Raw genomic sequence first — 14441 nt, forward strand, 5'->3', positions numbered from 1 at the left:
CCTCTCCAAACGATTATCAAAGATAATTAACATTGATAATTATACAGAACTGCCCGGGAATGTCAAGTCTTTTTGAAAAATCGGAGATGTCGGCAGCTTTGAGGCAGCTGCTTCCGGCATACCATTCTTGAGAGTGTTTGAGCGAATACAGTCTGAACCATGGATTAGAAGATTAAATACAAAACAAAAACAGGGTGCGTCCCTGAATAGGACGCACCCTGCCAGCGTAATTCACGATTTGATTCGTTGGCAACAACCGTGAATTGCATATCGCAAACAGGTCGTTGAGAATTGCTCTGCTTGTAAAACTTGCGATTAAAGCCACAGATAACAGCGATATGTACAACAGGGCGTTCCCCGTCGGGAACGCTCTGTTTCTCTTTGCTGGTAGTGTGATGAGCTTGTTCCGCCTGCCACGCGGCAAACTCCCTCTGGCCTTCCTCGCTGTTCCAGCAGGCAAGGATGGCCGGGTAGAATGCCCGTGCCAGACGGTCAATGACTTCATCGGGATAGGGGGAAGTGTTTGTGGACTTTTTCTTTTTGTTCAAACGCACGCTCCTTTGATCGTCCCACCGTGGCAAAGTCGGGCGAGAAAATCAAAGTTCCAATTTTTATCAGGCGCAAGGGCGCGGAAGTTTTCCACCCTGCACTTGCGGCTGGTGACTTATTGATGGCTTACAGGTGTCTGCTGTTATGCGGTCTTTTCTTCTTCAAGGGCTTCTGCAAGAGCCTTTTCCAGATAGGTTTCGATTTCAGTCAGGTAGTTAGCAGGTCGCTGCATTGCGAAGCGGAGAACCTTCTGCTTTTCCGGGTCAGTGAAATAGCTGGGATTGTTTTTGAGCGTTTTCTTCCATGAGTTTTTCATCATTTCGGTCGCACGGCTCAAAGATTTGTAAACCTTCATAAACTCGTCCGGTACATGATAGCACCGAAATTCTTCTGTTTGTGGTGTGGGCATGGGAACGGGTTCCGCTTTTTCAGGTTCAAATTCTGCGCTGGCAGATTCCAACACTTCCAATGCCTCTGGATGCAGGATTTGAGCAAGGACATCTGAACGATGCTCGACACTTGCCTGCACAAGCTTGGACATTTCTTCGTTGGTGAACTTCACTTCGCCGGAAAAGACTTTCTGCTTGATGCCGGGAGAGAGATTATCTGCGATGTCGATGCCTTGTGTATAGTGGCTGGCACGAAGAACGGAGGCACGGCTGACACCGTTTTCCTCTGCGATCCGGTCGCAGGTTTTCTTTCCGGAGTGGTGGTTATCACCGTGATCACCACCACTTTTCTTTGCTAAAGTGTACTGATTGCCCCGAAAGATTTTTGCAGCTTTCTTCTCGGCTTCGTACTGCTTCCCCAGCAGGTAACGCTTTTGTTCGGGGGAAAGATTGCGCCGCCCCAGCTGATTCTTGCAGATCCAAGCGAGGGCTTCCTCACGGTTCGCAAAGCGGAGCGGCATGGTAGAAAAGCAGATTTCGGGGTGCTTCTGAAGAATTGCATAACGGTTGTGACCATCAACAAGGGTGTTGTTCCAAACAATCAAAGGAGAGAGCAGCTTGCCCTCTTTCAGGATATTTTCTTCAAGCTGCTTAAATTCATCATCGGTCAGAGGAGGAATCTGGGACTGAAACTCCGGGTCGATTTTCAGATTGATCATACGCACACTCCTTTATCTCTCCTGCTGCGTCTGTTCTTCCTCCCGGAAAAAGGACGCAACATTCTGTTTTACGGTTTTCAGTTTGAGCAGTTCTTCCTTGGCTTCCTTGTACTGCTCGTAGAACTTCGCCTTTTCGGATGCCAGCTGCGCATACTCGGCTTCCAGCTTTTTCGGGCTGGGCAGTTTTGTGATGTTGTTTGCCTTGAAATAGGCTGCTGCCGCCCGGTATGCTGTCAGCTCTGCACGATGCTGTTCCTCAAAGGCTGCGGGTCGCTTGGCAGTATTGAACTGCTGTACGATACCCTTGGTGCTGGTATAGGCTGCGACATGATAGCGCAGCTCTTTGTTGGCCTTCATGCGACCTTCGAGGTCTTTCACCACCGCCAGTGAATCGTGATACTTGGTTTCCAGTTCGGCGATGCGCTGGTTCAAGGCCGCCTCATCGGTCAAGCCCTTTTCTTCTAAGAGGATCAAGGTCTGTGCCATGGCTTTGAGGTTGTGCTTCTTCGCCCAACGCTCGTAGCCGATACCCTTGCCCTGCTTCAACTTCGCCTGAATATCGACCAGTTTCCCAATGCGGTTAGGCTTGGGTTGGACAGCGCGTTTGCGCTCAGCATTTTCTTGTAAGGTGGCAAGCACGAGTTCTTTCTCAAACTTGTCACCGAGATGTTTCGCCCGGATAAACTTGGTTCTGCCAGAAGGCAAGTAGCTGAGCTGCCCACGGCTTTCCTTGACGGTGATGCCGTACTGCTGCATGAGCTTGTCCGAGAAATCTTCAAAGCTCGTTGCATTGTTTAGCACATCCGAAATCTGTTTCCGCAGGGTATCTTTTACGGTTTCAAACTTCTTCTGCTTGGGCGGCTGTCCGGCTGCGGTGAGGGCTGCGTTCTCGCGGTCAAGTTTCATCTGACCGCGCCTACGCGCCCAATACTCGGCTTCGCTCACGCGCTCTTTCGAGCCGTTGATCAGGTCGATCTGGTACAGTCCTGCACCCTCGCACAGCTCCATGACCTCGACACGGAGGTATCGCATGGTCTGGGCTGTGCTGGAATGCTTCATACCCTCGCGCCAGTCACGGGGCTTCTGCATATAAGGCTTGCGTTCCACTTCTCGTGTTCGGATGCTGCCGATCACGATGTGGACATGGATGTTTCCCGAATGGTTGTGTCCATCCGGGTGAGTGCAGACGATGGCAGGATGACCGGGAAAGTTTTCTTCGCAGAATTTCAGGCCAAGGGCCTGTGCCTTTTCCATGGTCAAGCCGTTGTCGGCTGCATCGCGTGGGTCAAAGCTGATGATATACTGGTGGCTTTTGATATCACCATGCTGGGTGTTCTTGCCATACTTGCGGTTTGCCAGCAGACAGGCCGTTGCAAACGAAAAATCGCCGCACTCAAGGGTGTCGAGCAGGTATGAATCCCGCAGCTTCGGCTTGCTCTGTTCATCCAGGAGTTGCTTTCCAGTGAACGCGTCGTGCTGGTAAACGAGGTACGCTTCGATGGCGGTGTAGTCCGAGTTTTTAGAGGCGATATGCTTGAGCGTTGCCATACAGTTCACCCAGAACTTTCTCGGCGTTGAGCCGAAATGCGGTCAGGTCTGCAAGTTCGTCAAGGAGTTTCGCCCGGATCTGCTCGATGTCTGCACCGCCGGAATTGAAGTGCCTTGCAAGCTGATTGAGGTTGCCGCCCACCTTGCTGCACTGGGCAAGCAAGGTGGAAACAGCGGTCAGGGTTTCTTCGCCGCCGCCTGCAACGATGACTGTTTTCTCGATCTTGACGTTGTGGATGGCACGGCGGATAAAAGTGGAGAGGGAGAGATTCAGGAGTTTGCAAGTGAGTTCCAGTGACGCTTTTTCCTCCGCTGTCACACGGAACTTGATGACGCGCGTTTTGTTGTTCGGCGTGTCGTGGCGCTGGGAATTGCTAGGGGTCAGTTGAACATTCGTTTTGGTCATTGTACCTCCTGTCTGTTCGATAACTCCTCGGTGAAGTTATGTAAGCACGACACGCCGTTCCATTTGTGCCGTTAGGCACGAATGATGAGCAGGGTTTGGGGCAGGCACGCCCCAACAAGATCACTTCGGAAATGCAGACGCATTGAAGAAGTGAAGTCCCGATGGAGCACAAGATTTTCAAGAATTAAAAATTTGTGGCCACGGGACGGTTCTTGCCCTCTACCGCTGCGCTCAAAACGCTTCATCAACAAATGTTTCCGAATTGTTAAGGCGCAAAAATAAGTAGAGAGTTCCGCTGCTCGTGTATGTTGATCACCGTTTGCTCCGAACGAAGTTCCTGCCCCTGTTTGTGCAGCGGCGTTGACGGAAAGTCGGTATCACGTCCGGTCGGCTCATGAAATTTTCAAGGTGCAGCTCCCGTAAAAGAAAAATACCGCCCACGCAGCGCAGCGATGATTTTGTCGGGTGAATCGGCGGCAAAATGAATCGGGTGTGTTGCGGGGCGGTAAGTTCTTTCGTGGACTTTTCCTCACGGAAGTGGTGGGTCTCACGGTGATAACCAACCACTTTTGCAGAAGATTTGCAATCAATCTACAAGCTCAGTGGGATTTTTGATAGAGAATATCATGGTTCGTAGGGTACGTCAAGATGATTCCGAAGAAATTGAAGAAATTATTTATGAATGGAGACAATAGTAAGACTTCTATTATGAATATGATACACTTTACATCATGAAAGAATTTAAGCTGCACAAAGATGATTCAAGCGGATGTGCAATATGCACAATAAGTTTTCTATAGCAAAATACAGATGTGGTCATTCGGCTCTTTTACCAGACAACTTTTTTTTGAAAATAAAAAAATTTGTTGACTTGAAATTGCTTGAAATGTTATCTTGTTGGTAACAAAAGCACGGTGAAGTGCTTGCTACCACACGAAAAGGCAAAACAAAAAAGGAGAGTAAAATGATGAAAAAGCGTATTGCGGCGTTGGTCACCGCCGGTGTCCTTGCTTTGTCGATGCTTACCGGCTGCGGAAGCAAACAGGAGAGCTGGAAAGTTACCTGCCCGTGGGCACCGTCTGGTGTAGCGGCGATGGTCAGCCAAAAGGCTGCTGCCAAGTCCCCTGATTATTCTGATAATAAAATCACACTGGTTGCCGAAGCCGTCAAGGGCGATGCTGCTACTGTCAACACTTGGGTGTCCAGTACTAAGGCAAATGATAAGGAACTGGTCTTCGCCGGTGAGGGTCTGTTCGCCATTACCGAGACTCTGGATCCGGCCAAGCTGCAGTTCAGCTACGATGATTTCGAGTTCGTGGAGAACTTGTACTCCTCCGTCTTCGTCCTGTCCGCTGATTCTTCACTGAACCTCAAGAATCTGGACGATCTGGAGGCCTATGTCAAGGCAGGCAACCCCGTATCCGTGGCCGTTAACGGCGCTACCGGCTCCGAGGCTTTCCTGGCAGCGGCTCTGTTCGGCTCTATGGGTGCCGGCGACCAGCTGAAACTGACTCCGTACCAGTCCGCTGCGGAGGCTGCACAGGCTGTAGCTAAGGGTGAAACGAACTTCGCGGTTTCTCACCAGTCTCAGATTCTTGAGACCTACCAGCAGGGCGGCGTTGATGTGGTTTGCGCATTCGATGACAAGGCTATCGAAAACGGCCCCTTCGCAGGCGTTGAGGGCGTTGGCTCCAAGGGCTACCCCTACTTCCGCAACCGCTGCTTCGTGATGGCACGCAAGGGTACCGATGCTGCAAAGGTTGCAGAGCTGAAAGAGCTGTACGATAAGATCCTTGCCGATCAGGAAATGGTCGAGTGGCTGAACGATACCATGCTGCTGGAAGTTGATACGATGAGCGAAGATGACGTCAAAGCTCATATTGAGAACGTCAAGAGCATCGTCGAGCAGTATAAGGACATCGTGGCAGGCTGATAAAAAGCCCTCATAGCGACAAAAAGCTGAAGCAGGGGGAACGGGGACATCCCCTTCTCCCTGCTTTTATGTTTCCAAAAGGAGTTGAAACAAGTGAAAAATCTGATAGAACGTGCCGAAGCAAAACTGGATGAATGGGGCGCAAAGCTCGAACAGAAGAACATCGAGTACCCGGTAGACCTGATTTGCGGCATTCTGTTTCTGGTCATTGGCATCGTGCTGCTGCTCATCATGCCGCAGCAGGTGCAGATCTCGGAAAAAGACGTTGTGAATGGCCGCGCTTTCCCGACGATGCTGATTTGGCTCATGCTGGCCATGAGCGCCCTTCTGGTGGGCCGCGAGGCATACAACATGGTGATGCACCGCCCGACCAAAACTAAAACGCTGAATCTTTTGGTGGAAACAAAAGCACTCGTCATCGTCCTCATTCTGGTGGTCACTTATCTGCTGGCAGAGGTCACGGATCTGTTTGTTGTGGGCGCTGTATTCTGCGCACTGGCATTTCTGGTCTTTTTCCGCTGCAAGAAACCCCTTTACTATGCCATCACAGTTTCAATGGCTGTGTTGATTTGGGTCGTATTCCACTTTGTGCTGAATGTTAGTTTCTGAGGAGGCAGAATATGGGTTTGTTTGACTTTATCGGCCCGGCCTCCGGGCTGCTTTTCACCCTCGAAAATATCATCTGGATAAACCTCGGCGTCTTTATTGGCTGCGTGTTCGCGGCCATCCCGGGATTAAGTGTTATCCTCTGCATCATCCTATTCCTGCCTGTCACTTATACCATGCGTGCGATTCCCGGCATGATGTTCCTGTTGGGCATTTACTGCGCAGGTGGCTATGGTGGCTCGGTATCGGCTATCCTTATCAACACGCCGGGTACGCCCCACGCGGCGGCTACTATGCTGGACGGCTATCCGCTGTCCAAAATGGGCCGCACTAAGGCGGCGTTGAAAATTGCACTTTATGCATCTACCTTTGGCGGTATCTTCTCTGCGTTGGTGCTGCTCTTCCTCGGCCCTCAGGTCGCAAAAATTTCGGCACAGCTCGGCACGGCGGAGTACTTTATGGTCTGCCTGTTCGGCATGACGATTATTGCAGGCGTTTCTGGTAAGAGCCTTGTCAAGGGCATCATCGCCGCCTGCCTTGGTTTGCTTATTTCCTGTGTGGGCGCAGACCCCATGACCAGCTATGACCGCTTTACATTTGGTATTCCCCGTCTGTATCTGGGTCTTGACCTTGCCGTTACCCTCATCGGTTTGTTCGCACTGGTGGAAATCATTGGCAAGGCAGAGCTGAAGCGGAATGAGTTGAACCTTCACGCCGGAAAAATCGGCAATGATGACGGCAAAATCACAAAAGATGAATACAAGCGGATGTTCCGACCAGTGCTGATGGGTTCTATCATCGGTTCCTGTGTTGGTATCGTACCTGGCACGGGTGCGTCGGAGGCCTCGTGGTTCTCCTACAACACTGCGAAGAACCTGTCCAAGCATCCCGAGGAATTCGGCCACGGTTCTGTGGAGGGCGTTGCGGCTGCTGAGTCTGCCAACAATGCCGTCTGTGGCGCGACCCTGATTCCCTTGCTGACGCTGGGCATCCCCGGCGACGGCTGCGTGGCCATCATGTTGTCGGCCCTGATGATAAATGGCCTGAACCCCGGTCTCTCGCTGTTCACCACCGACGGCGCTATCATGTATGCCATCATGCTGGGCCTTATCCTCGTGAACATCTTCATGTTCCTGCAGGGCAAATACCTGACTAGCCTGTTTGCAAAGGTCGTCTCCATCCCTCAGCAGATCTTGACCCCCATCATCGTGATTTTCTGTTTCGCCGGTGCTTACTCGGTGAACAGCAGCTATTTTGATTTGAGCGTTGCGCTGGTGTTCGGCGTGATGGCGTGGTTCATGCGCAAGCTGGAGCTGCCCGCTGTCCCTGTGCTGTTGGGTATGGTGCTGGGCAACATGACGGAAACCAACTTCCGCCGTGCTTTGCTCATCTCGGATGGAAGCCCCAGAATTTTCGTCAGTAGTGTGTACTGCTGGATCTTCATTGCGCTGATCGTGGTGGTCATTCTCGGCATTCTGCGCGGCAAGATGAAGGAAGCAAAGAACACCAAAGCAGAACAGTAAAGGAAGGTAAAACCATGGCATATAATATCATTTTCTATTTCAGTGACCAGCAGCGCTGGGACACCTGCGGCTGCTTCGGCCAGCCACTGAATATCACGCCTAATCTGGACAAGCTGGCGGCAGAGGGTGTGAAGTTTGACAATGCCTTTTCGCCTCAGCCGGTGTGCGGCCCCTGCCGTGCTCTGTTCCAGACCGGCAAATATCCCACCGAGACCGGTTGCTTCCGCAATAATCTGATGCTGCCCTCCAACATCAAGACGCTGGGCGAGTACATGGAAAAGGATGCCGGCTACGAGACGGCCTACATTGGCAAGTGGCATCTGGCTTCGGACGGTGAGCTGGAGAAAAAGCCCACCGTTGACCACACCATCACCGCTGTTCCGCTGGAGCTGCGCGGTGGCTATACCGGTTACTGGCGTGCTGCGGATGTGCTGGAGTTCACCTCCCACGGCTACGATGGCTATGTGTTTGATGAGAACAACAACCGCATCGATTTCAAGGGCTACCGTGCCGACTGCATTAACCAGTTTGCGCTGGACTATCTTGACCAGTATGCCGGCGAAAAGCCCTTCTTCATGACCGTGTCGCAGATCGAGCCGCACCATCAGAACGACCATAATCACTACGAAGGCCCCAACGGTTCCAAGCAGCGATTCGCAGATTTTGTTCTGCCGGAAGATCTGAAGGCTCTGGGTGGAAACGCAGCGGAAGAGTACCCGGATTATCTGGGCCAGTGTGCCAGCCTTGATGAAAACCTTGGTAAGCTGGTGTCAAAGCTGAAAGAAAAAGGCCTGTATGATAATACAGTTATCCTCTATGCTTCCGACCATGGCTCTCACTTCAAGACCCGCAACCGTGATGCGCACCTGAACGGCTATGATGATTACAAGCGCTCCTGCCATGACGGTTGCCTGCATGTGCCGCTGGTCATCTGTGGCGGCCCGTTCAAGGGTGGCAAGGAGATCACCGACCTGGTCAGCACCGAAAGCATTCCCAAAACTCTGCTGGCTCTGGCAGGCGTGGATGTCGGTGATAAGATGATCGGTGAAAATCTGCTTGACGTTGTGGAAAAGAAAAACCATAATAGAGTCAATGAGGTCTATGCACAGATTTCGGAAAGCCGTTGCGGACGCTGCATCCGTACTGCAGATTATATGTATTCTGTCTATGCACCCGGCGTCAACGGCGGCGAGGCTGCGGCATCCGATGTTTATGCAGACGACTTCCTTTACGATATGCAGAAAGACCCGTGGCAGCTGAACAATGTGGTCGCGGATCCTGCATATGCTGCGGTCAAGGCGGAACTTCGTGAACGTCTGCTGAACTGGATTCAGCACGCGGAAGGTAGCCGCCCCACTATCACCGACTGAAAAGGAGCGCTTGCCCATGCTCTCGGCTGTTGAGAAAAAATCCGATCAGGTTTATCGCTGGCTTCTGGCTTATATTGACGAAAACAAATTTTCCGGGAACCAGCGTTTGCCTTCGGAAAATGCGCTCTGCCGGAAGCTGGGTGTCAGCCGAGAAACGATACGAGTGGCCATCGACCAGTTGGTAGCAGAAGGACTCGTGTACAAGCTCAAGGGAAGTGGGACTTATTTCCACCGAGAAAAAGTAATGACGCGGGATTTGAACACAGATGATGCCCTTTATAAAATCGGCCTTGTCCTGCAGGGACAGGATACAAGTGCCAATTCGGGATTAATCGAAGGGGTTCGCAGTGTTCTGACGCAGGAGCAGGTTGACCTCCATGTATTTCTGACCGATAACAAATTCTGCAACGAACGCCGCTGTCTGGAGACTGTGGTACATCAGAATTTTCACGGTTTCATCGTGGATGGTGTCAAATCGAGCATCCTCAGCCCAAATCTTGACTGCTACAAGGAGCTTTACCGACGTAAGATCCCGGTGATATTCTACAACAACTTCTATCGGAACTTGCGCTGCCCCCGCGTAACGATCAATGACATCGAATGTGCCCATCAGCTGATAGGACGCCTGATGGATGCCGGACACAGCCACATTGCAGGCATCTTCGTGTACGACAACTACCAGAGCGTAGAAAAGTTTCAAGGCATGGCGGAAGCGATGCGAAATCGTGGTTTGGAACTGAACGATGATTACATCAAGTGGTGTATTTCGGATGAAGCCCACAACGAAAGCTATGTCCGTTCCATTGAAAGATTTCTGAAGAGCATCCCTAAATGCACCGCTATCGTCTGCTGCAACTACACCATCTATCGGCTGGTCATGAAAACCCTGCAGAAAATGGGGAAGACTGTACCCGAAGATTATTCGCTGGTCTGTTTTGATTATTCCGAAGAAACTTATCGGCAGGAGGATGTTACCTGCTCCGTGGAGCAAGGCTTCGAGATGGGACGTCAGCTTGCGCTGCGGCTTATGGAGATGATTTCCACCGGCGAATGCGATGACCGGAACTACACTTATGTCATGAAGCCCATCCTCTACGATGGCCATTCCATCCGGAAGATCAAAAAGGTAAAATAAAGATTCTCCCGGAGGCAATACTGCTCTCCGGGAGAATCTCTTTATCGGTTTTGTTGTGCCAGAAAATGTGCAGCAGTATGCAGGCGCGGAAGCACATAGGCAAAGAACTGCTTATACGCTGCGCAAAAGCGGTTGCTTCCAGAGGCATCCCAATCTCGCTTGCATCCGCCCCGGCAGAGCAGCTGATAAGCACATGCTGCGCATTCCGCCGGGCGTTTTCGGCCCTGTGCCAGAAATGTCTGGCTTGTGGGAGAATCAAGCGCATCTTCAACGGTACAGTGGCTCAGATTTCCCAGCTTCCACTCATCCAGAACATAAAAGTCACAGGGATAAAGGCTTCCGTCACCTTCTACGGTAAGATAATGTCCACAGGAACCGGAGGAAGCGCAGGAGGTAGGCGGCATTCCCAGCAGGATACGCAGATAGTCCTCAAAATTGCGAACGCTGATATAATTGCCTCGTTGCAGCTGCTGATACCAAGTATCAAAGACGCCGCACAGAAAACGACCATAAAGTTCCGGCGTTAGAGAATATGCCTGCCCTCCAATCGTATCAAGTGGGTCAAGACATGGGATGAATTGCAGATTGTGCTGTCCCAACTCGCAGAGGCTTTTGAAGGCTCGCTGCGGCTTTCTGGTCAGCTGTCCGGTCACAACACAGAGCAGATTCGTTTCGACCCTGTAGGCATCCAGCAGCGCAAGCGCATGAGTTACTTTATCCCATGTGCCCTGCCCAGCTGCGTCCAGCCGATAGAGATCATGGTTCTCCTGTGTGCCGTCCAGAGAGAGGCCTACGAGGAAAGAGTTGGCTTTGAAAAAGGAAGCCCACTCTTCATCCAGACAAATGCCATTGGTTTGGATGCTGTGGAACACAGAGATATTGCGCTGCATGGAACGCTCCGTTTCCAGAAAGAACCGGAAGAAATCCAACCCGGCAAGAGTCGGTTCGCCGCCCTGAAACAGAAAATGGACGCTGCCGCCTTCCTCTGTGGCTGCAAAAGCCTTTTCAACCAGTTCTCCTGCCATTTCATGGGAAAGCAGTCCCATATTTTTGCAGGCTCGGCTGTTGGAAACATCGTCATAAAAGCAGTACCGGCAACGCAGATTGCACAGGCTGGACGCTGGCTTGACGAGAAATGTATTATGTTTCATAGAGATTCCCTCCGTGCTTCGCAGTTCTTAAAACAAGGATACCGGAAAATACGGGCTTTCGCAAGCAGTAATAGTTAAAAGCTGTTTGAAATAGTAAGAAAACGAATATAGTTGTCCGAAAATCAAAAAAAGGAGAAGAAAACTTGTATGGATGAAAATAAAACATACGGTACACGGTCAGCACGGCTTTGGAAGCTGTTTTTGAGTACGCTGTACATTAGCAGCTTTACCTTCGGCGGCGGCTTTGTCATCGTGACCTTTATGAAGAAAAAATTTGTAGATGAGCTACACTGGATCGATGAACAGGAAATGCTGGATATGACAGCGTTGGCGCAGTCCTCTCCGGGCGCAATCGCGGTCAATGCTGCAATTCTGGTAGGTTGGCAGGTAGAAGGCTTGATTGGAATGATCGTGGCAGTGTTGGGCACCATCATCCCACCTATGGTCATTCTTTCAATCATTTCTGTGTTCTACAATGCTTTTGCCACCAATCGCTATATCGCGTTGTTACTCAAGGGAATGCAGGCTGGTGTGGCGGCGGTCATTCTGGATGTTGTATTTGACCTCGGCGGCAAGGTGCTGAAGATCCGCTCATGGGTGTATATTGCCCTGATGGTCGCAGCGTTTGTCGCAAATACGGTGTTTGATGTCAATGTGGTGGTGGTCATCCTTGCCGCTGCAGTATTCGGCGTGGTGCTGGCTCTGGTCCAGTGGAAAAAAGGTGGTGCAAAATGATCTACTTACAGCTTTTTCTCAGCTTTTTGCAGGTGGGTATGTTCAGCGTAGGCGGCGGCTATGCGGCCATGCCGCTGATCCAGAGCCAAGTGGTGGAACAACATGGCTGGCTGACGATGCAGGAGTTTACTGACCTCATCACGATTGCAGAAATGACCCCTGGTCCCATTGCGGTCAACTCGGCAACTTTTGTTGGTTTGCGTATCGCGCAGGTACCCGGAGCCATCATTGCAACACTAGGTTGCATTACACCGGCGCTGTTCTTTGTTTCACTTCTATCCTACATCTATCGTAAATACAAGGATATTTCTCTGCTGCAAAGTGTTCTGGCATGCCTGCGTCCGGTCATTGTAGCGCTTATCTTTGGTGCAGGTCTTTCTATACTGTCTATGGTGGTGTTCGGAGAGAGTGCAAAGGCGCTCGCCAACGTAGACTGGATCGGCATCGGCAGTTTTGCATCGGCATTTTTTGTCCTACGGAAGCTCAAGTGGAATCCCATCCTGACCATGTGCCTGTGCGGCGTGGCCGGGCTTGGACTTCACATTTTGCTCGGAATATAATCTTAAGACAATTTGTCTGTTGGAATCATGAAAATAAATCATTGGGCTTGCAATCAGGGCAAAACTGTGGTATATACATTATACGAAACATTGCTTTGATGAACGTATTACCGTTCAATGATGTATAAATGGGAGGTGCCTGCCATGACCGCCGTGATCTATGCTCGCTATTCATCGGATAACCAGCGCGAAGAATCCATCGAAGGCCAGATTCGTGAATGTACGGCTTATGCTGAAAAGAATGGCATCACAGTGGTCAAGCACTATATCGACCGTGCCATCTCTGCCAAGACGGACAACCGCCCGGAGTTTCAGCAGATGATCAAAGACAGCGACAAAAAGCTGTTTGACATCGTGCTGGTCTGGAAGCTGGACCGTTTTGCCCGGAACCGCTACGACAGTGCCCGGTATAAGACCCAGCTGAAAAAGAATGGTGTCAAGCTTATGTCTGCCACCGAGATCATTTCGGATGGCCCGGGAGGTATCATTCTGGAATCGGTTCTGGAAGGTTATGCCGAGTATTACTCCGCTGATCTGTCCGAAAAGGTCATTCGCGGCATGACGGAAAACGCCCTGAAAGGCAAATTTTCTGGCGGTGCTATCCCTTTCGGCTACACCATCAACGCAGACCGCCGCTTTGAAATCGACCCACTCACAGCTCCCTTTGTAGCTGAAGCTTTCCAGCGGTACAATGACGGACAGACGATGCGGGAGATTCGGGATTGGCTCAATGAAAAGGGCATCAAGAATAAGCGCGGTGGGCCAATGACTTTCAATGTCATCCAGCACATGCTGAGCAACCGCCGATATATCGGCGAGTTGAAGTACCGGGACGTCCTGATTCCCGATGCGATTCCACCTATCGTGTCCGCAGAGCTTTTCAATGATGTACAGGAAAAGATGTTGAAAAACAAGAAAGCCCCTGCCCGTAGAAAGGCAGAGGACGACTATCTGCTCACCACCAAGTTGTTCTGCGGCTACTGTGGGGCGTTGATGTTTGGCGAGAGTGGTACGAGCCGGACGGGTGAAGTCCACCGCTATTATAAATGTGCTACTGCCAAAAAGCACAAGGGCTGCAAGAAAAAGACTGTCCGTAAACAGTGGCTGGAAGATCTTGTGGTCAACCAGACCATGCAGCTTGTGAAAGACGATGCCGCTATGGAGTCCATCATCGCCAAGGTGATGGAACTGCAAAATAAGGAGAATACCAACATTCCTCTCTATGAGAAACAGCTTCGTGATGCGGAATCCGGTATCCAGAATATGCTGAACGCGATACAGGCTGGTATTCTGACCAGCTCCACCAAGGAGCGGCTGGAGCAGCTGGAAGAAACCAAGCGTGAGCTTGAAGCCCGCATTGCGGAAGAGAAGCTGGCAAAGCCCAAGGTCACGGAGGAGTTCATCCGGTTCTGGCTGCTGCGATTCCGTAAGCTGGATATGAGCCTGAAAGACCAGCGGCAGGCGCTGGTGGATACCTTCATCAATGCGATTTATCTGTACGATGATAAGGTTTTGATAACCTTCAACTATAAAGAAGGAACACAGACCGTCACCTTTGGAGAAGCGACAGAAGTTGCATCCGAGGGAAATGGTTCGGATTTGAATTGCTTTACTGCACCAAGAAAAACCAGTACACAATGTGTACTGGTTTTTCTTTTTCGGTGCGGAAGAGGACTTGAACAGCAACGACGACGACCGCAGCCAGCGGCTGAAACAGGGAGGAGTTGTTGGGGCCGCGTTCTGATTTTTCAAAGCCCTGCCAAGGGGCTGCAGAAAAATCAGCAAACGCAACCCGTAAGGCCCTGACCGCCAGATTC

Annotated in this window: 13 protein-coding genes; 8 read left to right on the top strand and 5 right to left on the bottom strand. The window is 51.0% G+C overall.

Going from position 1 to position 14441, the window contains the following annotated elements; genetic code table 11:
* Positions 1-164 precede the first annotated feature (164 nt).
* The 4 genes from MTP37_RS02395 to MTP37_RS02410 form a co-directional block, all read right to left on the bottom strand.
* On the bottom strand, positions 165-554 hold the full coding sequence (locus MTP37_RS02395; RefSeq protein ID WP_238057191.1) for a transposase: 390 nt from the start codon (positions 552-554) through the stop codon (positions 165-167).
* 137 nt (positions 555-691) lie between these two features.
* Positions 692-1657: a ParB N-terminal domain-containing protein gene (locus tag MTP37_RS02400; protein ID WP_249238047.1), complete on the bottom strand. Its 966-nt coding sequence runs from the start codon at positions 1655-1657 to the stop codon at positions 692-694.
* Between the two features lie 12 nt (positions 1658-1669).
* The gene (locus MTP37_RS02405; protein ID WP_249238048.1) at positions 1670-3205 is read right to left on the bottom strand and encodes a relaxase/mobilization nuclease domain-containing protein; all 1536 of its coding nucleotides are present in this window, start codon (positions 3203-3205) and stop codon (positions 1670-1672) included.
* Positions 3177-3611 (bottom strand): plasmid mobilization protein, encoded by a 435-nt coding sequence (locus MTP37_RS02410; protein ID WP_249238049.1) that lies wholly within the window; start codon positions 3609-3611, stop codon positions 3177-3179. The genes MTP37_RS02405 and MTP37_RS02410 overlap by 29 nt, the downstream gene beginning before the upstream one ends.
* A 964-nt stretch (positions 3612-4575) precedes the next feature.
* Here MTP37_RS02410 and MTP37_RS02415 point away from each other — a divergent pair.
* The 5 genes from MTP37_RS02415 to MTP37_RS02435 all read left to right on the top strand — a co-directional run bounded on the left by MTP37_RS02415 (position 4576) and on the right by MTP37_RS02435 (position 10178).
* On the top strand, positions 4576-5544 hold the full coding sequence (locus tag MTP37_RS02415; protein ID WP_223382696.1) for a tripartite tricarboxylate transporter substrate-binding protein: 969 nt from the start codon (positions 4576-4578) through the stop codon (positions 5542-5544).
* A gap of 93 nt (positions 5545-5637) precedes the next feature.
* Positions 5638-6153, top strand: a complete 516-nt coding sequence (locus MTP37_RS02420) for a tripartite tricarboxylate transporter TctB family protein (protein ID WP_113991662.1) — start codon at positions 5638-5640, stop codon at positions 6151-6153.
* Positions 6154-6164: 11 nt separating this feature from the next.
* Positions 6165-7673 carry a tripartite tricarboxylate transporter permease gene (locus tag MTP37_RS02425; RefSeq protein ID WP_249238050.1) on the top strand — a complete coding sequence of 503 codons (1509 nt, stop codon included), beginning with the start codon at positions 6165-6167 and terminating at the stop codon, positions 7671-7673.
* 14 nt (positions 7674-7687) lie between these two features.
* Positions 7688-9043: a sulfatase-like hydrolase/transferase gene (locus tag MTP37_RS02430; RefSeq protein WP_117535515.1), complete on the top strand. Its 1356-nt coding sequence runs from the start codon at positions 7688-7690 to the stop codon at positions 9041-9043.
* A gap of 16 nt (positions 9044-9059) precedes the next feature.
* Entirely contained in the window at positions 9060-10178 is a 1119-nt protein-coding gene (locus tag MTP37_RS02435; protein ID WP_249238051.1) for a GntR family transcriptional regulator, read from the top strand.
* A 41-nt stretch (positions 10179-10219) separates the two neighbouring features.
* Here the strand turns inward: MTP37_RS02435 and MTP37_RS02440 are convergent, their stop codons facing one another.
* Positions 10220-11329 (bottom strand): anaerobic sulfatase maturase, encoded by a 1110-nt coding sequence (locus tag MTP37_RS02440; protein ID WP_249238052.1) that lies wholly within the window; start codon positions 11327-11329, stop codon positions 10220-10222.
* A 147-nt stretch (positions 11330-11476) separates the two neighbouring features.
* Between MTP37_RS02440 and MTP37_RS02445 the strand changes: the two genes are divergently transcribed.
* The 3 genes from MTP37_RS02445 to MTP37_RS02455 all read left to right on the top strand — a co-directional run bounded on the left by MTP37_RS02445 (position 11477) and on the right by MTP37_RS02455 (position 14430).
* Complete coding sequence (locus tag MTP37_RS02445) at positions 11477-12064, top strand: chromate transporter (RefSeq protein ID WP_113991665.1); 588 nt, start codon at positions 11477-11479, stop codon at positions 12062-12064.
* Positions 12061-12624 (top strand): chromate transporter, encoded by a 564-nt coding sequence (locus tag MTP37_RS02450; protein WP_113991666.1) that lies wholly within the window; start codon positions 12061-12063, stop codon positions 12622-12624. The genes MTP37_RS02445 and MTP37_RS02450 overlap by 4 nt, the downstream gene beginning before the upstream one ends.
* Before the next feature lie 144 nt (positions 12625-12768).
* Positions 12769-14430: a recombinase family protein gene (locus tag MTP37_RS02455; RefSeq protein ID WP_249238053.1), complete on the top strand. Its 1662-nt coding sequence runs from the start codon at positions 12769-12771 to the stop codon at positions 14428-14430.
* The last annotated feature ends 11 nt before the right edge of the window (positions 14431-14441 follow it).

The sequence above is a fragment of the Faecalibacterium sp. HTF-F genome (genome assembly GCF_023347535.1).
Lineage (GTDB): Bacteria > Bacillota > Clostridia > Oscillospirales > Ruminococcaceae > Faecalibacterium > Faecalibacterium wellingii.

Bases quoted from the DNA above. Each gene is read 5' to 3' on its own strand.
- MTP37_RS02435 (WP_249238051.1), top strand. From the start codon at position 9,060: ATGCTCTCGGCTGTTGAGAAAAAATCCGATCAGGTTTATCGCTGGCTT.
- MTP37_RS02450 (WP_113991666.1), top strand. From the start codon at position 12,061: ATGATCTACTTACAGCTTTTTCTCAGCTTTTTGCAGGTGGGTATGTTC.
- MTP37_RS02430 (WP_117535515.1), top strand. From the start codon at position 7,688: ATGGCATATAATATCATTTTCTATTTCAGTGACCAGCAGCGCTGGGAC.
- MTP37_RS02425 (WP_249238050.1), top strand. From the start codon at position 6,165: ATGGGTTTGTTTGACTTTATCGGCCCGGCCTCCGGGCTGCTTTTCACC.
- MTP37_RS02440 (WP_249238052.1), bottom strand. From the start codon at position 11,329: ATGAAACATAATACATTTCTCGTCAAGCCAGCGTCCAGCCTGTGCAAT.
- MTP37_RS02400 (WP_249238047.1), bottom strand. From the start codon at position 1,657: ATGATCAATCTGAAAATCGACCCGGAGTTTCAGTCCCAGATTCCTCCT.
- MTP37_RS02445 (WP_113991665.1), top strand. From the start codon at position 11,477: ATGGATGAAAATAAAACATACGGTACACGGTCAGCACGGCTTTGGAAG.
- MTP37_RS02455 (WP_249238053.1), top strand. From the start codon at position 12,769: ATGACCGCCGTGATCTATGCTCGCTATTCATCGGATAACCAGCGCGAA.
- MTP37_RS02415 (WP_223382696.1), top strand. From the start codon at position 4,576: ATGATGAAAAAGCGTATTGCGGCGTTGGTCACCGCCGGTGTCCTTGCT.
- MTP37_RS02405 (WP_249238048.1), bottom strand. From the start codon at position 3,205: ATGGCAACGCTCAAGCATATCGCCTCTAAAAACTCGGACTACACCGCC.
- MTP37_RS02410 (WP_249238049.1), bottom strand. From the start codon at position 3,611: ATGACCAAAACGAATGTTCAACTGACCCCTAGCAATTCCCAGCGCCAC.